General features: G+C 72.9%; 20 protein-coding genes. 16 read left to right on the top strand and 4 right to left on the bottom strand.

Annotation, left to right across the window (positions count from 1 at the left end):
• Positions 1-12 precede the first annotated feature (12 nt).
• The 4 genes from IG86_RS0132055 (at position 13) to IG86_RS0132070 (ending at position 2,883) form a co-directional block, all read left to right on the top strand.
• Entirely contained in the window at positions 13-645 is a 633-nt protein-coding gene (locus IG86_RS0132055; protein WP_030822444.1) for an MBL fold metallo-hydrolase, read from the top strand.
• A 58-nt stretch (positions 646-703) separates the two neighbouring features.
• Complete coding sequence (locus IG86_RS0132060) at positions 704-1,489, top strand: exodeoxyribonuclease III (RefSeq protein ID WP_030822446.1); 786 nt, start codon at positions 704-706, stop codon at positions 1,487-1,489.
• A gap of 92 nt (positions 1,490-1,581) precedes the next feature.
• Complete coding sequence (locus IG86_RS0132065; protein WP_030656623.1) at positions 1,582-2,022, top strand: DUF6278 family protein; 441 nt, start codon at positions 1,582-1,584, stop codon at positions 2,020-2,022.
• A gap of 117 nt (positions 2,023-2,139) precedes the next feature.
• Entirely contained in the window at positions 2,140-2,883 is a 744-nt protein-coding gene (locus tag IG86_RS0132070; protein ID WP_030822449.1) for an amino acid ABC transporter ATP-binding protein, read from the top strand.
• Between the two features lie 44 nt (positions 2,884-2,927).
• On the opposite strand, the gene IG86_RS0132075 is transcribed toward IG86_RS0132070, so the two are convergent.
• Positions 2,928-4,526 (bottom strand): CocE/NonD family hydrolase, encoded by a 1,599-nt coding sequence (locus IG86_RS0132075; RefSeq protein ID WP_030901585.1) that lies wholly within the window; start codon positions 4,524-4,526, stop codon positions 2,928-2,930.
• Positions 4,527-4,658: 132 nt separating this feature from the next.
• Positions 4,659-5,852 (bottom strand): L,D-transpeptidase, encoded by a 1,194-nt coding sequence (locus IG86_RS0132080; protein WP_030822453.1) that lies wholly within the window; start codon positions 5,850-5,852, stop codon positions 4,659-4,661.
• A 279-nt stretch (positions 5,853-6,131) separates the two neighbouring features.
• Here IG86_RS0132080 and IG86_RS0132085 point away from each other — a divergent pair, with 279 nt between their 5' ends.
• From IG86_RS0132085 to IG86_RS0132110, 6 genes are all read left to right on the top strand, one after another.
• Entirely contained in the window at positions 6,132-7,241 is a 1,110-nt protein-coding gene (locus tag IG86_RS0132085) for a lipid II:glycine glycyltransferase FemX (RefSeq protein WP_385872319.1), read from the top strand.
• Positions 7,238-8,905 carry a murein biosynthesis integral membrane protein MurJ gene (gene murJ, locus IG86_RS0132090; RefSeq protein WP_030901588.1) on the top strand — a complete coding sequence of 556 codons (1,668 nt, stop codon included), beginning with the start codon at positions 7,238-7,240 and terminating at the stop codon, positions 8,903-8,905. The genes IG86_RS0132085 and murJ overlap by 4 nt, the downstream gene beginning before the upstream one ends.
• Positions 8,906-8,946: 41 nt before the next feature.
• Positions 8,947-9,630, top strand: a complete 684-nt coding sequence (locus IG86_RS0132095; protein ID WP_030822460.1) for a response regulator transcription factor — start codon at positions 8,947-8,949, stop codon at positions 9,628-9,630.
• Between the two features lie 6 nt (positions 9,631-9,636).
• A complete protein-coding gene (locus IG86_RS0132100; protein ID WP_030901591.1) occupies positions 9,637-11,082 on the top strand; it encodes a sensor histidine kinase in 1,446 nt (481 codons plus the stop codon).
• Positions 11,079-11,618 (top strand): GerMN domain-containing protein, encoded by a 540-nt coding sequence (locus tag IG86_RS39290; RefSeq protein WP_157854948.1) that lies wholly within the window; start codon positions 11,079-11,081, stop codon positions 11,616-11,618. The genes IG86_RS0132100 and IG86_RS39290 overlap by 4 nt, the downstream gene beginning before the upstream one ends.
• A gap of 65 nt (positions 11,619-11,683) precedes the next feature.
• The gene (locus tag IG86_RS0132110) at positions 11,684-12,943 is read left to right on the top strand and encodes a cytochrome P450 (protein ID WP_030901593.1); all 1,260 of its coding nucleotides are present in this window, start codon (positions 11,684-11,686) and stop codon (positions 12,941-12,943) included.
• Here the strand turns inward: IG86_RS0132110 and IG86_RS0132115 are convergent.
• A complete protein-coding gene (locus IG86_RS0132115; RefSeq protein WP_030822468.1) occupies positions 12,903-13,628 on the bottom strand; it encodes a hypothetical protein in 726 nt (241 codons plus the stop codon). The genes IG86_RS0132110 and IG86_RS0132115 overlap by 41 nt on opposite strands.
• 136 nt (positions 13,629-13,764) lie before the next feature.
• Between IG86_RS0132115 and ggt the strand changes: the two genes are divergently transcribed.
• Positions 13,765-15,573 carry a gamma-glutamyltransferase gene (gene ggt, locus IG86_RS0132120; RefSeq protein WP_030901596.1) on the top strand — a complete coding sequence of 603 codons (1,809 nt, stop codon included), beginning with the start codon at positions 13,765-13,767 and terminating at the stop codon, positions 15,571-15,573.
• A gap of 15 nt (positions 15,574-15,588) precedes the next feature.
• On the opposite strand, the gene map is transcribed toward ggt, so the two are convergent.
• Entirely contained in the window at positions 15,589-16,356 is a 768-nt protein-coding gene (map, locus tag IG86_RS0132125; RefSeq protein ID WP_030822474.1) for a type I methionyl aminopeptidase, read from the bottom strand.
• 78 nt (positions 16,357-16,434) lie between these two features.
• Here map and IG86_RS0132130 point away from each other — a divergent pair, with 78 nt between their 5' ends.
• The 5 genes from IG86_RS0132130 to IG86_RS40635 all read left to right on the top strand — a co-directional run bounded on the left by IG86_RS0132130 (position 16,435) and on the right by IG86_RS40635 (position 21,422).
• A complete protein-coding gene (locus IG86_RS0132130; protein WP_030656595.1) occupies positions 16,435-16,686 on the top strand; it encodes a helix-turn-helix domain-containing protein in 252 nt (83 codons plus the stop codon).
• Between the two features lie 373 nt (positions 16,687-17,059).
• A complete protein-coding gene (locus tag IG86_RS0132135; protein ID WP_030822477.1) occupies positions 17,060-18,649 on the top strand; it encodes a molybdopterin-dependent oxidoreductase in 1,590 nt (529 codons plus the stop codon).
• Between the two features lie 83 nt (positions 18,650-18,732).
• Positions 18,733-19,377, top strand: a complete 645-nt coding sequence (locus IG86_RS0132140) for a fasciclin domain-containing protein (RefSeq protein WP_030901600.1) — start codon at positions 18,733-18,735, stop codon at positions 19,375-19,377.
• An 83-nt stretch (positions 19,378-19,460) separates the two neighbouring features.
• Positions 19,461-19,841, top strand: a complete 381-nt coding sequence (locus tag IG86_RS0132145; RefSeq protein ID WP_030822484.1) for a PPOX class F420-dependent oxidoreductase — start codon at positions 19,461-19,463, stop codon at positions 19,839-19,841.
• Between the two features lie 99 nt (positions 19,842-19,940).
• Positions 19,941-21,422, top strand: coding sequence for a hypothetical protein (locus IG86_RS40635; protein WP_244306189.1), 1,482 nt, complete (start codon positions 19,941-19,943; stop codon positions 21,420-21,422).
• Positions 21,423-21,767 lie beyond the last annotated feature (345 nt).

The following is a 21,767-nucleotide window of genomic DNA, read 5'->3' on the forward strand; positions in this document are numbered from 1 at the left end:
TAGCCTGGGATCATGAAGCTCACCAAGCGGCTGCACTCCTGCGTCCAGTTGGAGAAGGACGGGCGCACGCTCGTCATCGACCCGGGCGCCTTCAGCGAACCGGACGCGGGCCTGGGGGCCGACGCCCTGCTGGTCACGCACGAGCACCCCGACCACTTCGACGAGGGCCGGCTGCGGGCCGCGCTCGACGCGAATCCCGCGGCCGGACTGTGGACCCTGCGCAGCGTCGCCGAGCGGCTCGCCCCGGCCTACCCGGGCCGGGTGCACACGGTCGGCCACGGCGACACCTTCACCGCGGCCGGTTTCGAGGTGCAGGTGCACGGCGAGCTGCACGCCGTGATCCACCCGGACATCCCGCGGGTCACGAACGTCGGCTACCTCGTCGACGGATCCCTCTTCCACCCCGGCGACGCGCTGACCGTGCCCGGCGTCCCGGTGGAGACGCTGATGGTGCCGGTGCACGCGCCCTGGAACAAGGTCTCCGAGGTGATCGACTACCTCCGCGAAGTGGGGCCCCGCCGGGCCCTCGACATCCACGACGCCTACCTCGCCGACATCGCCCGGCCGATCTACGACTTCGCGCTGGACAAGCTGGGCGGCACCGACCACGGGCGGCTCACCGCGGGGGACAGCGCCGAGCTGTGACGGCCGGGCCGTGACGGTCTCACGGGCACTGTCGGTGCCGGGCGGTAGGTTGGCAGGTATGCGTATCGCCACCTACAACGTCAATTCCATCACCGCCCGGCTGCCGCGCCTGCTGGCCTGGCTGGAGAGCTCCGGCACCGATGTCGTGTGCATCCAGGAGACCAAGTGCTCGGCGGAGCAGTTCCCGCACGAGCAGCTGCGCGAGCTGGGCTACGAGGCGGCGGTCAACGCCACCGGCCGCTGGAACGGCGTGGCCCTGCTCTCCAAGGTGGGCCTGGACGACGTGGTCATGGGGCTGCCCGGCGGCCCCGACTACGAGGGCGTCCAGGAGCCCCGCGCGATCTCCGCCACCTGCGACGGGGTCCGGGTCTGGTCGGTGTACGTGCCCAACGGCCGGGAGGTCGAGCACGACCACTACGGCTACAAGCTGGACTGGTTCCGCTCCCTGGCCGCGGCCGTCGCCGAGGACGCGGCCGGCCCGCGCCCCTTCGCGGTGCTCGGCGACTTCAACGTGGCCCCGACCGACGAGGACGTGTACGACCCGGCGGTCTTCGCCGGCCTCACCCACGTCACCCCGGCCGAGCGGGCCGCGCTGGAGGCGCTGCGCGGCGTCGGCCTGTCCGACGTCTTCCCGCGCGCGCTGAAGTACGACCGTCCGTACACCTTCTGGGACTACCGGATGCTCGCCTTCCCCAAGAACAAGGGCATGCGCATCGACCTCGTCTACGGCAACGAGCCCTTCACCAAGGCCGTCACCGACGCCTACGTCGACCGCGAGGAGCGCAAGGGCAAGGGCGCCTCCGACCACGCGCCGGTCGTCGTCGACCTGGACCTGGACCGGTAGGCGGACGGCCCGCCGCCGGCGCGGCCCGATCGGGGAAAACACCCAGGCGCGCCCTGTGGCCAGCGGCGGGTCCTGGTGCGACGCTGGGCGGTATGAACATCCCTTTCCTGGACAACTGGCTGAACCGGCGTGAAACGGAACAGGGTGCGGGGCTCGCCGCCGCCCTCGTGGACGACCCCGAGGGCGTCGCCGAGTTGTTCTCGGAGTGCGAGATGCTGCGGGTCCACGCGCGGGCGGCCGGGCTCGAACTCGACGGGAGCCCGGCCTCGTTGGAGGCCCTCGACCAGCTGATGCCCCGCTGGCGGCGGGACCCCGAGGTGGTGCCCTGGCTCGGCAACGACGCGGGCTTCTACCTCGGCACCGTGATCGTCCGGACCGTCGTGGGGACGGCCTGGAAGGTCTGGCCCAACGGCCAGCCGGTGATCCGCCTGGCCTCGGGCCGCGAGCTGAACGTGATCGAGTCGGGGGTGTCGTGGGCGATGACCGGTTCCCCCGAGCTCAGCCAGGCGTACGCGGAAGCCTCCGAAGGCTGACCTGCCCCAGCACGCCGAGGCTCCCCGGCGCGGGCGGCGTGTCACGGCGAAGTGCCCTTGCGCCGCTGGATAGTTTGCGATGACCGGCATTTCGGCACCGAGTGGGCAGGGCAGCGCATGGCCGTCGATCCGTTGATCGAGCTGAGGGACGTCAACAAGCACTTCGGAGAGCTGCACGTACTGCGGGACATCAGCCTCACCGTCGGCCGCGGGGAGGTGGTGGTGGTCATCGGGCCCTCCGGCTCCGGGAAGTCCACCCTGTGCCGGGCGATCAACCGGCTGGAGACCATCGAGTCGGGCACGATCCTGATCGACGGGGAGCCGCTGCCCGACGAGGGCAAGGACCTGGCCCGGCTGCGGGCCGAGGTGGGCATGGTCTTCCAGTCCTTCAACCTCTTCGCGCACAAGACCGTCCTCGCCAACGTCTCGCTCGCCCAGGTCAAGGTCCTCGGGCGCGAGAGGCGCGAGGCCGACCGGCGCTCCCGGCAGCTCCTGGACCGTGTCGGCCTCGCCGACCAGGCCGACAAGTTCCCCGCCCAGCTCTCCGGCGGCCAGCAGCAGCGGGTGGCGATCGCCCGCGCCCTCGCCATGGACCCGAAGGCGCTGCTCTTCGACGAGCCCACCTCCGCACTGGACCCGGAGATGATCAACGAGGTGCTGGAGGTCATGCAGCAGCTCGCCCAGGAGGGGATGACCATGGTCGTGGTCACCCACGAGATGGGCTTCGCCCGCTCCGCCGCGCACCGCGTGGTCTTCATGGCCGACGGCGGGATCGTCGAGGACCGCACCCCCGAGGAGTTCTTCACCGCCCCGGAGAGCGACCGGGCCAAGGACTTCCTCTCCAAGATCCTCAAGCACTGAGGAGTCCGGAGCGGGGCCGCCCGGGCCCGGCCGCCCGCCGCGGGTCACCGCTCGCGCAGCGGCACCGAGACGTAGCTGGGGTCGCCCTGCGGCGAGGTGAAGGTCAGCTGTGCGCCGGTGGGGTTGTGCTCGATGTAGAGCGGGTCCACGGTGTCGACGACGAGGGCGAGCCGGTGGCCCGCGGGCACGTCGTAGGCGGTCGAGAAGAGCTCCAGGTCGACGCCGAAGGCCTGGCCCGGGGTCTTGCCGTGGAAGGTGTACGGGGCGTTGCTGACCAGCTTGCCGATGCCGAGCGGGCCCACGTCGTAGAGGTAGGCGACGAAGGTGCCGTCGCCCTTGGTGGGCGTGACCGTGGTGTGCAGCCGGACGGTGCCGCGGATGCGGCGGGCCTCGTCGTGGCGCCCCGACTGCCAGACGGCCGCGAAGGCCCGGGGCAGGAGCGGGACGGAGGCGATCGGCGGCGCCTTGAAGAACTGGTCGAAGACGCTGGAGAGCAGCACGACACCGCCGTTGGCACCGGAGTCGACGTTGGCGAAGAGGTGCTCGCTGTCGGAGAGCGCGAGCTTCTCGGTGCCGCCGGTGCCGACCGACGCCCAGTCGGCGTAGCCCTCGTAGCCGCTGTCGCTGCGGGACTTGATCTGCACCGGGGCTTCGGTGTCGACGCCGTTGCGCTCGCCCTTGAGGTAGCGGTCGAACCAGCGGTGGGCGTTGGTCCAGGTGTCGTTGGGCAGGCCGAGCAGGCCGGTGCCCTCGGCGGTGGCGTGGTCTCCTGGGCGGAACTCCAGCCGCTTGGGGCCGGTCAGCCGCTCGTAGAACTTCGCGTACTGGTTCGGCGGGAAGATCGTGTCGCCCCAGGCGTTGCCGAGCATGATCGCGGCGCCGTTGGCGTTGATCCGGTCCACCTGCTCGGCGGCCGACCGCTTCCTGCCCCACTCGATCATCTGCTGCTCGCGGTCCAGCCGGGAGCCGAGGAAGTCGCCCAGGATCGACTGGAGTTCGGGCCCGGGGCGCCCGGTGAGGTAGCCGGCGGCGCCGAGCAGTCCGGCGGCCTGGAGGTGCTGGGTGCGGCCCGAGTAGATGGATTCGATGAGGTCGGCCCAGCCGCTCATGGCGACCACGGCCTTGACGCGCGGGTCGTGCGCGGAGGCCAGCAGGCTGATGCCGGCGCCGTAGGAGACCCCGCCCAGGCCGATGCGGTCCGCGTCGGCGGGCGTGTGGGCCAGGGCCCAGTCGATGACGGCGGAGACGTCGGCGATGTCCGGCGGACCGGCCACCTCTATCTGCCCGCCGGAGAGCCAGAAGCCGCGGGAGGTGTAACTGACCACGACGTAGCCGGAGTCGGCGAGCTTCTTGGCCTGGGCGATGTATTCGATCTGCGGCACGCCCCAGCTGGTGGGGAGCACGATCAGCGGATACTTCCGGCCGCTCTCGGCTCCGGCCGGGGTGAAGACGTTGCCCTTGAGGGTGATGCCGCCGGAGCCGGGGATGTCGTGAAAACGCAGGTCCGCCGGGGCGGCCTGCGCGGTGGTGGCGGTGGTGGCCGCGGCGGGCGCCGTGGCCGCCTGGGCCTGGTGGGGGGCCAGGCCCAGGGCGGTCGCCGCCAGGAGTGCCGCCACGGCTGCGGCGGTGGTGGTGCGTTCCATCGGTCGCTCCTCGCGTGCACCGGAGTCCTGAAAGTGACCCGACGGTAACGGGAGCGACTTACCGAAGGTAACCCGTCGGTAAGTTACGTGGTGGTAACAATTGAACGAGAGTCAGGAAGGGAGGTCCGCAGGTCAGCCGTTCTGCGGGGCGGTGGACAGGGCGCTCTTGGCCTTCCACTGGTCCCAGGACAGGTTCCACTCGCCGTAGCCGTTGCCGATGTCGGCGTTGCCCTTGGAGCCCTCGCCGACCACCTCGAAGGCGTCACCGATCTGGGACTGGGCGAAGAACTCCTTGGCGTTGGCGTCGCTCATCCCCACGCAGCCGGAACTGCTGTTGGACCGGCCGAAGTTGGCCTCGTTCCACGGGGCGGCGTGCGCGTACATGCCGGACCAGGTCAGCCGCATCGAGTAATCGACCATCTTGTCGTAGGCGTTGTCCAGGCCCACCGTCTGGGAGTCCATCCGGATGGTGCCCTCCTTCGACATGATCACCATCTTCCCGGACCAGGACGCCTTCTTGCCGCCCGGGGTGCCGGCCGAGATGGGGATCGTCTTCTGCGTCTGGCCGCCCTCGGTCACCGTCAGCTTCTTGGTGTCGAGGCTGACCTGCACCCGGCGGTCCTTGCCGATCTTGAACTCGGTGTTGTAGTCCCGGGCGAACATCCCGCCGCCCTTGCCGGAGTCCACGCCGTTCAGGTGCATCTCGACCTTCACGTCGGTGCCGGCCTTCCAGTAGTCCTTGGGCCGCCAGTCGACGCGGTCGTTGCCGGAGTGGTCCTTGATCCAGCCCCAGGAGCCCTCGGTGTTGTCCGACGTGGTGACCTTGAGCTGCTTCTCCACCTCGGCCTTGTTCGTCACCGGGTTGTCGAAGACGAGCGACACGGGCATCGCCACGCCCACCGTGCTGCCCTTGGTGATGTTGATCGAGACCTTGTTCACCTTGTCGGCGGCGCTGGTCTTGAACTGCGTGGTGGCGCTCTGGCTGTCGGTGTTCTGCGCCTCGACCTTGTACTCCGCACCGGCCGGGGCGTTGCGCTCCGAGGTCCAGCTCTTGCCGTCGTCGGCTATCTTCCCCGGCAGCTCCGCGCCCTTGGCGTCGGTCACCTTCACCTGGGCCAGCTTGCCCTCGGCGACGGTCACCGTCACCGGCTGGCCCGCCTTCACCTGATCGCCCGTGAGGTTCACCGAGACCGCCATGGGCGCCTTCGGCTTCGACTCGTCCTTGCCCTTGCCGTCGCTGCCACCGTCACTCCCGCCCGAGCAGGCGGTCAGCGCGGCGGCCAGGAGTGCGGTGCCCGCAATGGCGGTGCGGCGTGTGCGGCTCAACGAAGGGCCCCTTCGAGTAGTGGTGGTGATGAACGTTCACAAAAGAGGATGAGAACGGGACGACTTTAGGTTGCGCACACCACGGAAAAGATCCGCCTTTTCGGTTGTGACGTGGACCGCAGCGAAACGGTCATCGTCCGGTCACATTCGCCGCGCAATGCGGTCACGGGTGCCTGTGAGAGTCCTGTGAACGACCCCCCGGCACGAACAGGAAGGCCGTCAGCCGTGTGCGCACTGCTCGTCACCCCCGCCCGGCAGGACCAGGACCATGAGCTCCAGGTGCGCGCCCTGTCCGTCCCCGAATACCAGACCTTCCTCTCCAGGACCCCGGCGGCGAGCTTTCTCCAGTACCCCTCCTGGGGTCGGGTGAAGGACCTTTGGCGCTCGGAAATGGTCGGATGGCACTGTCCGGGCGGAGAGATCGAAGGCGCCGGACTCGTCCTCTACCGGCAATTCCCCGGCACCCGCAAATACTTCGCCTACCTGCCGGAAGGGCCCGTCGCCGACTGGTCCGACCCGCGCATCGACCGCTGGCTGAACCCGCTCATGCGCCACCTGCGCGCCGCCGGCGCCTTCGCCGTCCGCATCGGCCCCAGCCCCGCCTACCGCCGCTGGGACGCCGCCACCGCCAAGGCCGCCACCGGAACGGGCCGGCAGATATCCGACGTCCTCGCCACCGAGGTCGACCCCGTGGGCGCCGCCCTCGCCGACCGGCTGCGCACCCGCGGCTGGAAGCGCTGCGGCGGCGAGGACGACGGCGACGCCCAGCCCCGCCACGTCTTCCGCGTGCCGCTCGCCGGCCGCAGCCTCGACGAGCTGTGGTCCGGCCTCAACCAGGAGTGGCGGCGCAACGTCCGCAAGGCCGACAAGGCCGGGGTCGAGACGGTCCTCGGCACCTCCGCGGACCTCCCCGAGTTCTACCGGCTGCTGCGGATCACCGAAGAGCGCGACGGCTTCCGGCTCGGCCGCTCGCTCGCGTACTACGAGCAGCAGTACCGCGTCCTGAACGAGGAACAGCCCGGCCGGATGCGGCTCTACCTGGCCATCCACCGCGGCGAGATCCTCGCCGCCCACACCATGATCAGCACCGGCAGCAGGGTCTGGTACCAGACCGGCGCCTCCGCCGACCACCGGCGCGAAGTACGGCCCAGCAACGCCCTGCAGTGGCGCATGATGCGCGACGCACACGCCCTCGGAGCCGACGAATACGACATGCGCGGGGTACCCTCCACCCTCGACCCCGACGAACGTTCTTTCGGGTTGCTGCGCTGGAAGCTCGGTACCGGAGGACAGGTCGTCGAAACGCTCGGCGAATGGGAGATCCCGATGGACGGAGTCGCCAACACGGCGCTCTACAAGGCGTTCCAGGCCTACCTGGCCCGCCGGTGACCGCCACCGACACCAGACCGGCCGGCCCGGCACCCGACAGCGCAGCACCGAAGAAGACCTCGGTGCTGCGCAGCGGCGCGCTCATGGCGGGCGGTTCGATCGTCTCCCGCGCCACCGGCTTCATCCGCTCCGCCGTCGTCGTCGCGGCGCTGGGCACCGAACTGCTCGGCGACAGCTACGCCGTCGCCAACACGGTCCCGAACATCATCTACATGCTGCTCATCGGCGGCGCGCTCAACGCCGTCTTCGTACCCGAACTCGTCCGGGCCGCCAAGGAGCACACGGACGGCGGGTCCGCCTACACCGACCGGCTGCTCACCGCCTGCACCGTCGCCCTCCTGTCGCTCACCGCCCTCGCGGTCCTCGCCGCCCCGCTGATCGTCTCGGTGTACACCGACTACGACGGCGCCCAGGCGAGCACCACCGTGGCCCTGGCCCGGTACTGCCTCCCGCAGATCCTCTTCTACGGGCTCTTCACCCTGCTCGGCCAGGTGCTGAACGCCCGCGGCCGGTTCGGCGCGATGATGTGGACCCCGGTCCTCAACAACCTCGTGATCATCGCGGTCTTCGGCCTCTTCCTGTACGTCTCCCACGACGGGGCGCCCGGCCTGACCGGCGCCGAGACCCGGCTCCTGGGCCTGGGCACCACCGCCGGCATCGTCGTCCAGGCCCTCGCCCTGATCCCCTCGCTGCGCGCCGCCCGCTTCCGCTGGCGCCCGCGCTTCGACTGGCGGGGCAGCGGCCTCGGCCGCCCCCTGCGCAACGCGGGCTGGACCGTCATGCTCGTCCTCACCAACCAGATCGCCTACTGGGTCGTCACCCGGCTCTCCACCACCACCGGGCAGCACGCCGTGGACGCCGGACTCGCGGGCGGCGCCGGCTACACCGCCTACAGCAACGCCTACCAGCTGTGGATCGTCCCGCAGGGCATCATCACCGTCTCCCTCGTGACCGCCCTGATGCCGCGGATGAGCTCGGCCGCCGCCGAGGGCGACCTCCCCGCCGTGCGCCGCGACGTCTCCTACGCCCTGCGCTCCAGCGCAGCCCTCGTCGTGCCCGCCGCCGCGCTCTTCGCCGCCCTCGCCCCCTGGGTGATGGGCAGCGTCTTCGGGTACGGCCGCACCGACGCCGCCGACATCGAGGTCATGGCGGGCATGCTCATCGCCTTCGCGCCCGGCCTGATCGCCTTCTCCGCGCAGTACGTCCTCTCACGGGGCTTCTACGCCCTCTCCGACACCCGGACCCCCTTCTTCCTGAACCTGGTCATCGCCGCGCTCACGGCCGGGCTGTCGGCCGCCGCCTACTTCCTGCTGTCCCCGCGCTGGGCGGTCACCGGCATGGCCGCCGCGTCCTCCGTCGCCTTCCTGGGGGGCGCCGCCGCCACCGCCTACGCCCTCTCCCGCAGGCTCGGCCCGCGCGCGGGCACCCGTACCGAACGGCGCACCACCGCCGTACGCACCCACCTGCGGCTGCTGGCGGCCTGCGTGCCCGCGGCCGGCGCGGCGTACGCGGCGGCCCGCGCCGCCGAGCGGTTCGGCGACTTCGCCGCGGTCGGCGCGGGAACCGCGGCCCTCCTCCTGGTCGTCGTACTCCTCGCCCGGCCGCTGCGGCTGGCCGAGATCACCGATCTGCTCGACTCCCTGCGCCGCAAGACCGGCCGGTAGCGGGGACGAGGAGCCGAACACCGCCCTGGGATACTGACCGGATGCCACGCGTACTGCTGATCGAGGACGACCCTTCCATCCGCGAAGGGGTCGGCCTCGGCCTGCGCCGCCGCGGCCACGAGGTACAGGCCGCCGAGACCGGCGAGGAGGGCCTCGCCGTGATGGCGGACTTCCACCCCGAACTGGTCCTGCTCGACCTGATGCTGCCCGGCATCAACGGAGTGCAGGTGTGCCACCGCATCCGCCAGACCAGCGAAGTCCCGATCATCATGCTCACCGCACGCGGCGACGACTTCGACATCGTCATCGGCCTGGAGGCGGGCGCCGACGACTACATCGTCAAACCCGCCCGCACCGAGGTCATCGAAGCCCGCATCAAGGCCGTGCTGCGCCGCCTCAGCGACCCGGTCGGAGCCCGCCCCGGCATCGAGGGCCACGGCGAACTCACCATCGACCGCGCCGGGCTGACCGTCGCCAAGAACGGCGAACGCGTCGCCCTCGCACCCAGCGAGATCAAGCTCCTGCTGCACCTGTCGGCCTCGCCCGAGCAGGTCTTCTCCCGCCAGCAGCTCCTCGAGTACGTCTGGGACCACAGCTACCACGCCGACGCCCGGCTCGTGGACGCCTGCGTCCGCCGGCTGCGCCACAAGATAGAGGACCCCGCCCGCAGCCCCCGCTACATACAGACCGTGCGCGGCTTCGGCTACCGCTTCGGCCCCCTGTAGGCCGCGGTGCGACGCATAGCACCCCTCGGGCTGCGCACCCGGCTGATAGCGGCCTTCCTCCTGGTCGCCGCGATCAGCGCCGGAACCACCGCCGCCCTGACCTACCAGCAGGCGCGCAACGCCATCCTCAAGCAGACCCAGGACACCGCCGTCAGCACCCTGCGCGACCAGATCGAGCAGCAGGAGTTCCGCCTCCCCCTGGAACAGCAGGAGCTGCAGCGCATCGTCATCGAGCTGGGCAAGCGCGGCAAACCCCACCCGTGGATCGTCTTCGGCGAATACGCCGGCACGCGCGTCTCCACCAACCCCGGCACGCCCACCTCCACGGTGATCACCGACAGCCTGCGCGACAAGGTCCGCAACAACCAGTACGCCGTGTTCCAACGCGTCGAGGACCAGCGCGGCAACCCCTGGCTCACCATCGGCGTCCCCGCCGTCTTCGAGCACAACGGATACCCCGAACCCACCGGCGTCGTCTTCTACGCCAGCGTCCCGCTGTCCACCGAGAAGCAGACCGTCGAAGCCATGGTCGAAGCCGCCCAGCAGGGCGCCGTACCGGGCCTGGCCATCGCCATCGTCCCCGCACTGCTGGCCGCCCGCAGCGTCCTGCGGCCGGTCCGCGACATGCGCCGAGCCGCCCAGAAGCTGGGCCGCGGCCGCCTCGACACCCGCATCGAGGTCCGGGGCGCCGACGAACTCGCCGGACTCGCCCGCACCTTCAACGAGACCGCCCGCGCCCTGGAACAGTCCGTGCACGAGCTCCAGGAGGCGGAGGTCCGCGCCCGCCGCTTCGCCTCCGACGTCTCCCACGAACTGCGCACCCCGCTCGCCGGGATGCTCGCCGTGACCGAGGTCCTCGACGAGGACGCCGCACGCCTCGACTCCGACACCGCCAAGGCCCTGCGCCTGGTCAGCGCCGAGACCGGCAAACTCGCCGTCCTCGTCGAGGACCTGATGGAGATCTCCCGCTTCGACGCCCGGGCCGCCGAGCTCAACCTCGACGACGTGGACATCGCCGAAGCCGTCCGCAAGACCCTGGAGCGACGCCACTGGGACGACGACCGCGTCGTCACCGAGCTGCCCGACGCAGTACGCGCCCGGCTCGACCCGCGCCGCTTCGACGTGGTCCTCGCCAACCTCGTCGGCAACGCCCTCCGGCACGGCGGCGCCCCCGTACGCGTCACCGTGCGGACCGCGCCCGGCGAGGACGGCGAACGGCTCCTCATCGACGTCGCCGACAGCGGACCCGGCATCGCCCCCGAGGTGCTGCCGCACATCTTCGACCGCTTCTTCAAAGCCGACGCGGCCCGGACCCGCTCCGCCGGAAGCGGCCTCGGACTCGCCATCACCCTGGAGAACGTCCGCCTGCACGGCGGCACCCTCCGGGCGGGCAACCTGCCCGGCGGGGGCGCCCTGTTCACCCTCGACATGCCGCTGGAGGCCCGCGTATGACAGGGCGCAGGACCAGAGCCCGCGCCGCGGCGGCCACGGCGGTAATGACGGGCTGCGCCCTGCTGCTCGCCGGCTGCGGCATCAAGCGCACCGGGGTGATCGAGAGCGGTCACGCCGCCGCCGTCAAGGTCCCCGGCGGCAAGAACGCCGCCGTCCTCTACTTCGTCTCCAAGGACGGCGACCGGCTCGTCCCGGTCCCCTTCTCGATCGGCGCCGACTACACCCTCGCGCCCACGCCGCTCCTGCGGCTGCTGCTGAACGGCCCCATCGGTCCGGCCTCGGCCGCCGGGCTCACCACGGCGCTGCCCAAGGTGCCCGACGCGAAGACGGACACGGTGACCGTGAGCAAGAACTCACAGGACAAGGGGCTGACGGCGAACGTGCCGTTCGCCGTGGCCGACCTGTCGCCGATGGCCCTCAACCAGCTGGTGTGCACCGTCGGCGCCTCCGCCGTACCGGACACCCGCAGCCCGGTCGCCGTCCACGGCACCGACACCACCCTCCCTGCCGCCGACTGCAGGACGTCCCAGCGCTGACGTACGCCGTACAGACGTGCCCCGCGCCCTTGCGGTCAGGGACGCGCACCCGTCACGGTGGCCCCATGGACCACGCCGCGGACGTCCCCGACGTCTTCGACCCCCGCATCTACGCCGTCGGCGTCCCGCACGCGCGCTACCGGCTCCTGCGCGACCGGCACCCCGTGGCCTGGCAGCCGGAGCCCGAGATCACCGGCTGGCCCGCCGGCCCCGGATTCTGGGCCGTCACCCGCCACGCCGACGTCGTCCGCGTCCTGCGCGACCACCGGAGGTACTCCTCCTGGCTGGGCGCCACCCAGATCCGCGACCCCGACCCCGCCGACCTGCCCTTCCTGCGCCGCACCATGCTCAACCAGGATCCCCCGGACCACGGAGGGCTGCGCCGGCTCGTCGCCCGCGCCTTCACCCCCGCCCGCGTCGACGCCTTCGCGGGGCGGGTGCGCGACCGCGCCCGCACCCTGCTCGCCGGCGCCCGCGAGCACGCCGAGGACGGCTCCGCCGACCTCGTGCGCACCGTCACCGACGAGTACGCGCTGCTGAACCTCACCGACCTGCTGGGCGTCCCGCCCGCCGACCGGGCCCTGCTGCTGGAATGGACCGTACGGATCATCGGCTACCAGGACCCCGACGACGCCCCGGAGCCGCTCCTCGGCCCGGACGGAAAGCCCCTCAACCCGCGCTCCCCGGCCCTGCTCGGCGAGATGTTCGCCTACGCCCGCGAACTCGCCGCCCACAAACGCCGGCACCCCGGCGACGACGTGATGACCGCCCTCGCCACAGCCGGACTCGACCCCGCCGAACTGGAGATGTTCTTCTTCCTGCTCACCGTCGCCGGCAACGACACCGTACGCAGCGCCGCCCCCGGCGGCCTGCTCGCCCTGGCCCGGGACCCGGACGCCTACCGCCGGCTCGCGGCGGGGCAGCACTCCGCGGCGGGCGCGGTCGACGAACTCCTGCGCGTCCACCCGCCGGTCCTCAGCTTCCGCCGCACCGCCGCCGTCGACCATGAACTGGCCGGGCAGCCGGTCCGGGCCGGCGACAAGGTCGTCGTCTTCCACGCCTCCGCCAACCACGACGAACGCGTCTTCACCGACCCGGACCGCCTGGACCTCGGCCGCACACCCAATCCGCACGTGTCCTTCGGCGACGGCCCGCACGTCTGCCTGGGCGCGCACTTCGCCCGCCTCCAGCTGCACACCCTCTACGAGGAGTGGTGCGCGGCCATGCCCGTACCGGAACTCGCCGGTCGGCCGAGGCGGTTGGTGTCGAACTTCATCAACGGGATCACACGGCTGCCGCTGCGGGTGTCCGGGCCGGCCGGGTGACGTCCGCGACCAGCTCGGTCACGTCCGGCCCGTACGCGTCGGAGTTGACGAGCTTCAGCACCAGGCAGAAGGAGTCCGCCCCGTACTTGCGCGCCAGATGCGCGTGGTGGCGGCTCAGGTACCGGGCGGCCGCCTGGTTGCTGACCGCGGTCTGCCCGGACAGCAGGAACACCGGACGGCCGCCCTCCCCGCCCGACAGCCGGGCCAGCACCACGTACTCCTCCATCCCCTTGCGCCACCGGTAGGTCTCGCCGCCCACCTGGATCGAGCCCCGGTCCTCGTGCTGCTCCGTCTCGGTGTTGACGGTGATGCCCGGCAGCATGGACGCCAGGTGCGCCGTGGTGCGCGCGTTGGACGAGGGCCCGCCGACGCAGAACTCGGCCCGGTCGCCGAAGCCCTGACGGGCGGTGTCGTGCGTGACGATCTGGATGTTCGCCCCGCAGTCCTTGATCAGGGCGGAGATCTCCAGCAGGGCGAAGGCGTCGTTGCGGTGCAGGGAGGAATCCTTTCCGCCCATCTGCCGGTTGACCACGAACAGGCAGTCGGAGCCGGTCGGCAGGCCGAAGAACGCCTGCTTGCGGCGGAGCGCGCGCCGCCAGAGGTAGGTGCGGGAGAACCAGCCGAACCCGCCGCTGAGGGCGGTGGCTATCACCCCGAGCACGATGTTGCGCACGTCGTCGTTCATGCGCCGGATGCTAGCGCCGCGGCCGCCGCGGGTCACCGGCGCGGTCCGACCCGCAGGGCGGCGTGCCCCGGCGGATGCACTGACGGGGCGGCGGGCCCGGCGCTAGGCTCGGCCCACGCTGCCACTGGAGGTCCGGATGCACCGTCCCGCCGTCGCCCGCACGTTACCGCTGCTGACCGTCGTCGCCGCACTCGTCTCGACCGGAGCCGCTCCGCCCGCCGCCACCGGGACCCCGGCCCCGCCGGTGAAGGTACCGGTCGCCGCCGGCTACGGCGGGGCCGTCGCCAGCGTCGACGCCGACGCCTCGGCCGCCGGGATCGCCGTGCTGCGCTCCGGCGGCAACGCCGTCGACGCGGCCGTCGCCACCGCCGCCGCGCTCGGCGTGACCGAGCCCTACTCGGCGGGCATCGGCGGTGGCGGCTACCTCGTCTTCTACGACGCCCGCTCGCACCGCGTCCATACCGTCGACGGCCGGGAGACCGCCCCGGCCACGGCCACCGAGACCCTCTTCCAGGAGAACGGAGCGCCGATCCCCTTCGCCGAGGGTCAGACCAGCGGCCTCGGCGTCGGCGTCCCCGGCACCCCCGCCACCTGGAGGACCGCCCTGGACGCCTGGGGCAGCCGCTCTCTGGGATCCCTGCTGAAGCCCGCGGAGAAACTGGCCCGCGACGGCTTCACGGTGGACAGCACCTTCCGCGCCCAGACCGAGGCTAACCAGGACCGTTTCAAGGACTTCCCGGACACCGCGAAGCTCTTCCTGCCGGGCGGCGCCCTGCCCGTGGTCGGCTCCACCTTCAAGAACCCCGACCTCGCGGCCACCTACGCCGAACTCGCCCGCAAGGGCACCGGAGCCCTCTACCGTGGCCCGCTCGCCGAGGACATCGTCCGGGCCGTCCGCACGCCCCCGGTGGACCCGGCGGCCACCCGCAAGGTGCGGCCCGGTGACCTGACCACCGGGGACCTGCGCGCGTACGCGACCAAGCGGCAGGAACCGACCCGTGTCGGCTACCGCGGCCTGGACGTCTACAGCATGGCGCCCTCGTCCTCCGGCGGCACCACGGTCGGCGAGGCACTGAACATCATGGAGCGGACCGACGTCTCGAAGCTGTCCGAGGCGCAGTACCTGCACCGCTTCATCGAGGCCTCCCGGATCTCCTTCGCCGACCGCGGCCGCTGGGTCGGCGACCCGGCCGCCGTGGACGTCCCGACGCGGGAACTGCTCTCGCAGCGGTTCGCCGACTCCCGCGCCTGCCTGATCAAGCCGGACCGGACGCTGACCAGCCCGCTGGCCCCCGGCGACCCGCGCCACCCGGTGCCCTGCGCCACCACCGGACAGGCCGCGCCGACCACGTACGAGGGGGAGAACACCACGCACCTGACGGTCGCCGACCGCTGGGGCAACGTCGTCTCCTACACCCTGACCATCGAGTCCACCGGCGGCAGCGCCATCACCGTCCCCGGCCGCGGCTTCCTCCTCAACAACGAACTCACCGACTTCTCCTTCGCCCCGGCGGCGCCCGGGGTCCCCGACCCGAACCTGCCCGGCCCCGGCAAGCGGCCGCGCTCGTCCATGTCCCCGACGATCGTGCTGGACGACGGCCGGCCGGTGCTGGCGGTCGGTTCCCCCGGGGGAGCCACCATCATCACCACCGTCCTGCAGACCCTGACCGGCCACCTGGACCGGGGCCTGCCGTTGGTCGACGCGATCGCGGCGCCGCGGGCCAGCCAGCGCAACCAGACCACCACCGAGCTGGAGCCGGGCCTGTGGAACAGCCCGCTGCGCGCCGAGCTGGAGGCGCTGGGCCAGGCGTTCCGGCAGAACCCGGAGATCGGCGCGGCGACCGGCGTGCAGCGACTGCCGGACGGCCGCTGGCTGGCGGCGGCGGAGACCAGCCGCCGGGGCGGCGGCTCGGCCATGGTGGTCCACCCGCGCGGGAATCCGTAGGCGGGCTCCCGCCGGTCAGAGGGCGGTCAGGATCCGCGGGCCGCGGCCGGTGATCGCGACCGTGTGCTCCGAGTGGGCGGCGCGGGTGCCGTCGACGGTGCGCAGGGTCCAGCCGTCGTCGTCGCAGCGGTAGTCGTCCGTACCGCCCGCGATCAGCATCGGCTCGATGGCGAGGACCATGCCGGGGCGCAGCTTCATGCCGCGCCCCGGCGGGCCCTCGTTGGGCACGCCGGGGTCCTCGTGCATCCTGCGGCCGATGCCGTGGCCGCCGAAGCCGTCGGGGACGCCGTATCCGGCGGCGCGGCAGACGGTGCCGACCGCGTGGGCGATGTCCCCGATCCTGTTGCCGGGCACGGCGGCGGCGATTCCGGCCGCGAGGGCGGCCTCGGACGTCTCGATCAGCCGCTGGTCCTCGGGCCGGGCGAGGCCGACGGTGAAGCTGACCGCGGCGTCCCCGACCCAGCCGCCGAGCTCGGCCCCGCAGTCGATGCTGACGAGGTCGCCGTCGCGCAGCCGGTAGTCGTCGGGGATGCCGTGCACGATCGCGTCGTTGACGGAGGCGCACACCACCGCGGGGAAGGGCACCGGCGCGAACTGCGGCCGGTAGCCGAGGAAGGGCGAGGTCGCGCCGGCTGCGCGGAGCACCTCGCGGGCCACCTGGTCCAGGTCCGCCAGGGACACTCCGACGTGCGCGGCCTTCCGTACGGCGGCCAGGGTGCGGGCGACGGTCCGGCCCGCGGCGCGCATCTTCTCGATCTCGGGTGCTGTCTTCAGTTCCACCATGCCAATAACTATACCGGTATAACTGTAACGGGATAACTTTACCGGGATAACTATTGGCGCTCCGGGTAGGATGGCCGCATGGTCCGTACCCCTCTCACCCCCGAAGAGCGCGAGCGCGGCGAGCGCCTGGGCGCCCTGCTGCGCGAGGCCCGCGGCGCCCGCAGCATGGTCGAGATCGCGGCCGGGGCCGGGCTCTCCGCCGAGACCCTGCGCAAGATCGAGACCGGCCGGGCGCCCACCCCCGCCTTCTTCACGGTCGCCGCCCTCGCCGAGGCGCTCGGCCTCTCGCTGGACGATCTCCTCCGGCGCTGCGCGGTCGTACCGGCGTAAGGCCGCCGAGGGCCCGCCCCCCCGGCGCCGTTCGGGCGGGAGCCGAGGCCGAACGGCCCAATCGGCGGTGGGACTTGCCGCGGGCGGGGCAAGCGTGAAGGCGTGTCAGCCACCAACGCAGCCAAACGACTCGGATTCGCAGCCGTCGGCGCCCTCCTCGCCGGAGGGCTGCTGCTGGCCGCGTGCACACTGCCGGAGGACCGGCCGGATCCCGTACGTGAGGCGGACGGGCGCGGCCGGCAGGGAACGCCAGCCCCCGGCGCCCCGAACGGTCGCTGACCGGCACCCCACAGCGCCCCGCACCAGCGCCCCGCAGCGGAGCCGCTCTCACCCGTTGGAGTGACAGGGCCATCCGGCGGCCGAAGCGCACCGAATCCCAGGTGTGAGCACGCTGCGCACCACCCTCGTCCGTCCGGCACTCGCCGCCCTGTCCGGCCTGCTGGCCGGGTTCGCCGCGCTCGCCGCGGCGGAGCTGACGGCCGGCCTGGTCCGGCCGGCGGCCGGACCGGTGACCGTGGTGGGCCGCGCGGTCATCGACCGGACCCCGGCCCCCGTCAAGGACTTCGCGATCCGGACCTTCGGAGAGGACGACAAACTCGTCCTCCGGCTCGGCATCCTCGCCCTCCTCGCCCTCTTCGCCGTCGCCCTCGGCCTGTTGGCCTTCCGCTTCCGGCGTCTGGGGGCGGCCGGTGTCCTGGTGTTCGGGCTCGTCGGAAGTGCCGCCGCGCTCAGCCGGCCGGACGCCGCCGGCGCCGCGGACGCCCTGCCCTCCGTCCTCGGAGCCGCGGCCGGAGCCTGTGTGCTGTACGTCCTCGCCGGCAGGGCCTGCCCGGACGCCGGGACGGCGCCGCCGGACGAGGGTGCGGCGGGCGGCTGGAGCAGGCGCGGCTTCCTCACCGCCGCCACCGCCGTCGCGGCGGCCGCCACCGGAGCGGGTCTCGCGGGACGCGGCCTGAGCGGCCGCAGCGGGCGGGGTGCCGTCGCCTCCCGCGACGCCCTCGTCCTGCCGCCCCCGGCCTCACCCGCCCCGCCCGTTCCGGAGGGCGCGCGCCTGAGGACCCCCGGGATCAGTCCCCTCATCACGCCCAACCGTGACTTCTACCGGGTGGACACGGCACTGGTCGTACCGAAGGTCGACGCCGCCACGTGGCGGCTGCGCGTCCACGGCAAAGGCGTCGCCAGACCCCGCACCTACTCCCTCGGAGATCTCCTCGCGCGCCCCCTCACGGAGCGGGACATCACCTTGACCTGCGTCTCGAACGAGGTCGGCGGCCCCTACCTCGGCACCGCCCGCTGGCTGGGCGTCGGCCTGGCCGACGTCCTGCGGGAATGCGGCGTACGGCCGCCCTCCCAGGGCGGCGCCGCCGACCAGCTGGTGGCCCGGTCGGTGGACGGCATGACCCTCGGCTCGCCGGTCGACGACGTCATGGACGGCCGCGACGCCCTGCTCGCGGTCGGCATGAACGGCGAGCCGCTGCCGTTCGACCACGGCTTCCCGGTGCGGATGCTCGTCCCCGGCCTCTACGGATACGTGTCGGCCTGCAAGTGGATCACCGACCTCGAACTCACCACCTACGACGCCTACGACCCGTACTGGGTCAAGCGGAACTGGGCCGCCAGGGCGCCCGTCAAGACGCAGGCCCGGATCGACACCCCGAAGGCCTTCGCCCGCCCGGCGGCCGGCACGGTCATGGTCGCCGGCGTGGCCTGGGCCCAGCGCCGCGGGATCACCCGCGTCGAGGTCCGCGTCGACGACGGCCCCTGGCAGGACGCCGACCTCGCGGCCCGGACCACCGTCGACACCTGGCGGCAGTGGTCCTACCGCTGGCAGGCCGCACCCGGCGGACACACCCTCACCGTCCGCGCCACCGACGGTACCGGCGCGGTGCAGACCGAAGAGCGGGCCCGGACCCTGCCCGACGGAGCGACCGGCCGGCACAGCGTCTTCGTCACCGTCCCCTAGACCACCGGCCCGGCCCGCCCCAGGGCCGGTCCGGCAGCACCACCCTCACCGTTCATACAGGCACTCAAGGGGAGTAACCGATCATGAACAGCATGAAGATCCGCCGTACCGCGATCGCCGTCGCCGCAGCCGCTGTGCTGCCGTTCTCGCTGGCCGCCTGCTCCGACTCCGGCGGCGACACCAAGGCGGCCCCCGCCGCCGGCGACGAGGCAAAGACCGGTGCGAGCGCACCGATGGGCGAGGCCGTGACGGGGGACGAGCCCTTCGGCCCGGCCTGTGCCGGAGTGCCGAAGGACGGCGCCGGCTCGTTCGAGGGGATGGCCAAGGACCCGGTGGCCACCGCGGCCTCCAACAACCCGGCCCTGTCCACCCTTGTCGCGGCGGTCAAGCAGGCGGGCCTCGTCGACACGCTCAACAACGCCGAGGACATCACGGTGTTCGCCCCGACGAACGACGCCTTCGCGAAGATCCCGAAGGCCGACCTCGACAAGGTCCTGGCCGACAAGGCGACGCTGACCAAGATCCTCACGTACCACGTGGTCGGCCAGAAGCTCACCCCGAAGCAGCTGGAGGGCGGCACCTTCGAGACGCTGCAGAAGGGCGAGCTGACCACGGCCGGAATGGGGAAGAAGTACCAGGTCAACGGCGTCTCCAACGTGGTCTGCGGCGATGTGAGGACCGCCAACGCCAACGTCTACATCGTCGACACCGTGCTGATGCCCAAGTAGCCGGTCCGCGCCCGGCGGACGGCCCGGCACCCCGCCGGCTCCCGGGGTGCCGGGCCGCGGGCCGTCCGCGTTAGGGTCCGGGTATGGGTCTCCAGGAGCTCGCCAGCGCGCGGTACGTCAGCCTCACCACCTTCCGCAAGGACGGCACACCCGTGGCGACACCGGTGTGGGCCGTCGCCGACGGGGGTGAGCTGTACGTGTGGACCCGCACCGACTCGTGGAAGGTCAAGCGCATCCGCAACGAGGGGCGGGTCACGCTCGCCGCGTGCGACGTGCGCGGGCGCGTCGAGGAAGGCGCGCCCGTCGTCGAGGGGCGCGCCCGGCTGCTCGACGAGGAAGGCCTGCGAAGGGTGCGCAAGCTGATGTCGCGCAAGTACACCTGGCAGTTCTGGGTGGTGGACGTGCCCGCCGCTCTGGCGCGCCGGGGGAAGCGGCCGCACACCGCGATCGCCGTCAAGCTTTGAGGCTCCCGTAGCCCGCCCGTAACACAGGTGGGATCCAATGCCGTCATGGAGACCGCGACTTCACTGGCGATCAGTCAACTCTCCGGGTATTTGCGGGGATTGACGCAGAGGCTGGATGCCGGGGCAGGCTGGTACGGGGAGTTCCTGCGCCGGGATCCGGAGGGCGTGCGGGCCTGTCTGAACGGGGCGGCGATACCCCCGTGGGACGTGGTGGAGTCACTGCTGAGGGACCTGGCGGGGGCGGGCGGCGCGGAGCTCGCGGCGCGGGAGACCGTATACGCGGCGCGGCTGCGGGCGGCGGCCGTCACCGTGTGGGACCGGTTGCCGGGGGGCGAGGACGAGCTGCGGACCCTGCTCGAGGCGGCGGCCGCCCAGCGGGCGGAGTCGGAGGCGGCCCTGCGGAGCCTGACCGCCCGGCTGGGCGAGGCCGCCGACCGGGCCGAGACCGACGCGCTGACCCGGGAGCTGTCCTGGACCCAGGACGACGTGGCCCGCGCCGCGGCCCGCCACGAGGACCTTGCGGCCCGCCTGACCGCCCTGCGGGCCGACCCCTTACCCACCGTCCCCCGCCAGAGATCCCCCCACGCACCCCAGGCCGAAGCCCCCACCGGCCCCGCCGAGCCGCAGCTCCGGGACGGCGCGCCCACGGAACCCGCGGCCCCTGTCCGGACGGGCCCGCTCATCGAGACCGAACCCGGCGCCGGCGGGAACGCGCAGAGCGCGGCCCAGGCCGGACCCTGGCCCGTGGCCCCGGCCCCGACGGGCCCGCGCGCCGCCGAGCCGCGGCCCCAGGACGCCCCGGAGCAGGCGGCCGTTCTGCCGCCCGTCGGGCGGGCCGAGGGGCGGTGGCTGCGCGGCGCGCGGCGCAGCGGGGGCGCCCGGTACGCCGGGGCGACGGCCCCCGAAGCCCCCGCCTTCACCCCGCCCCCGGGCCACTCGGACACCGAGGCCCGCCCCGCCCCGCGCGGCGCCCGGTTCGGCCGGCATCGGCCCGAGCCGCAGCCCGAGCCGCCACCGCAGGCCGCGCCCGCGCCCGCAGCGGCGCCGGCGCCCCCGACCCGCCCGCCCCGGGCCGTCGCCGCCGAGCTGCTCGCGCTGCGCGCCCAGGGCCGCACCGGAGAGGCGCACGCCCTGCTGTGCCAGGCCGCGGCCTGGCCCGCCGGGCAGCTGCCCCACCTGGCCGCCGAGCTGGCCCGCGCCGGCCTGGCGGCCGACTGGAACACCCTGCTCTGGGAGGCCGCCTCGCTGCCGCCCGAACAGCTGGCGGCGGCCGCCGCCGCCCTCGGCGAAGCCGGCCGGGAGGCCGACTGCGACGCCCTGCTGCGCCAGGGCGTCTCCCGCCCCGCCGCCGAGGTCGCGGACGCGGCGCTCGCCCTCGGCGCGGCGGGCCGCACCCGGGAGGCCGACGCCCTGCTCGGAGCCTTCGTACGCGTCCGCACCGCCGAGGAGGCCGCCGCCCTGGCCCGCCACGACCCCCAATGGTTCACCCCGAGGCTGCTCCATGCGGCCGGCCTGCTCTCCGGCGCCCGCCACCGCGACCTCGTTCACGCCCTGCGCGTCGCGGGCATCGTCCCCGCCTGAGCGCTCCCGCGGGGGCAGCAGTCCGGGCCGGCCCGGGCCCGGTGTGCTGGGGCGCTGCCCCAGACCCCGCGCCTCAATCGCCGGCGGGGCCGCTTCGCTCCCGCGGGGGTGGCGGTGTGGGGCGGCCCCGCGCCGGTGTCCTGGGGCTCCGCCCCAGACCCCGCGCCTCAATCGCCGGCGGGGCTTGATGGTGCGGGCCGGTCGCGGGGCCGGGGAGGGGTGTCTCCTCGGCTCGGCGCGTCCGGGCTGTCTCGGTTGTGCTCGGGGGTTGCGCGCTCGTCCTGCGGGGACACCCCTCCCCGTCCCCGCTCCTCCCGCGTCGGGCAGGCTCCGGAAACCGTCCCC

The organism is Streptomyces virginiae, from assembly GCF_000720455.1.
Lineage (GTDB): Bacteria > Actinomycetota > Actinomycetes > Streptomycetales > Streptomycetaceae > Streptomyces > Streptomyces virginiae.

Bases quoted from the DNA above. Each gene is read 5' to 3' on its own strand.
- IG86_RS0132075 (WP_030901585.1), bottom strand. From the start codon at position 4,526: ATGGAACGCACCACCACCGCCGCAGCCGTGGCGGCACTCCTGGCGGCG.
- IG86_RS0132095 (WP_030822460.1), top strand. From the start codon at position 8,947: ATGCCACGCGTACTGCTGATCGAGGACGACCCTTCCATCCGCGAAGGG.
- IG86_RS0132110 (WP_030901593.1), top strand. From the start codon at position 11,684: ATGGACCACGCCGCGGACGTCCCCGACGTCTTCGACCCCCGCATCTAC.
- IG86_RS0132060 (WP_030822446.1), top strand. From the start codon at position 704: ATGCGTATCGCCACCTACAACGTCAATTCCATCACCGCCCGGCTGCCG.
- map (WP_030822474.1), bottom strand. From the start codon at position 16,356: ATGGTGGAACTGAAGACAGCACCCGAGATCGAGAAGATGCGCGCCGCG.
- IG86_RS39290 (WP_157854948.1), top strand. From the start codon at position 11,079: ATGACAGGGCGCAGGACCAGAGCCCGCGCCGCGGCGGCCACGGCGGTA.
- IG86_RS0132115 (WP_030822468.1), bottom strand. From the start codon at position 13,628: ATGAACGACGACGTGCGCAACATCGTGCTCGGGGTGATAGCCACCGCC.
- IG86_RS0132130 (WP_030656595.1), top strand. From the start codon at position 16,435: ATGGTCCGTACCCCTCTCACCCCCGAAGAGCGCGAGCGCGGCGAGCGC.
- IG86_RS0132070 (WP_030822449.1), top strand. From the start codon at position 2,140: ATGGCCGTCGATCCGTTGATCGAGCTGAGGGACGTCAACAAGCACTTC.
- ggt (WP_030901596.1), top strand. From the start codon at position 13,765: ATGCACCGTCCCGCCGTCGCCCGCACGTTACCGCTGCTGACCGTCGTC.
- IG86_RS0132145 (WP_030822484.1), top strand. From the start codon at position 19,461: ATGGGTCTCCAGGAGCTCGCCAGCGCGCGGTACGTCAGCCTCACCACC.
- IG86_RS0132055 (WP_030822444.1), top strand. From the start codon at position 13: ATGAAGCTCACCAAGCGGCTGCACTCCTGCGTCCAGTTGGAGAAGGAC.
- IG86_RS0132065 (WP_030656623.1), top strand. From the start codon at position 1,582: ATGAACATCCCTTTCCTGGACAACTGGCTGAACCGGCGTGAAACGGAA.
- IG86_RS0132140 (WP_030901600.1), top strand. From the start codon at position 18,733: ATGAACAGCATGAAGATCCGCCGTACCGCGATCGCCGTCGCCGCAGCC.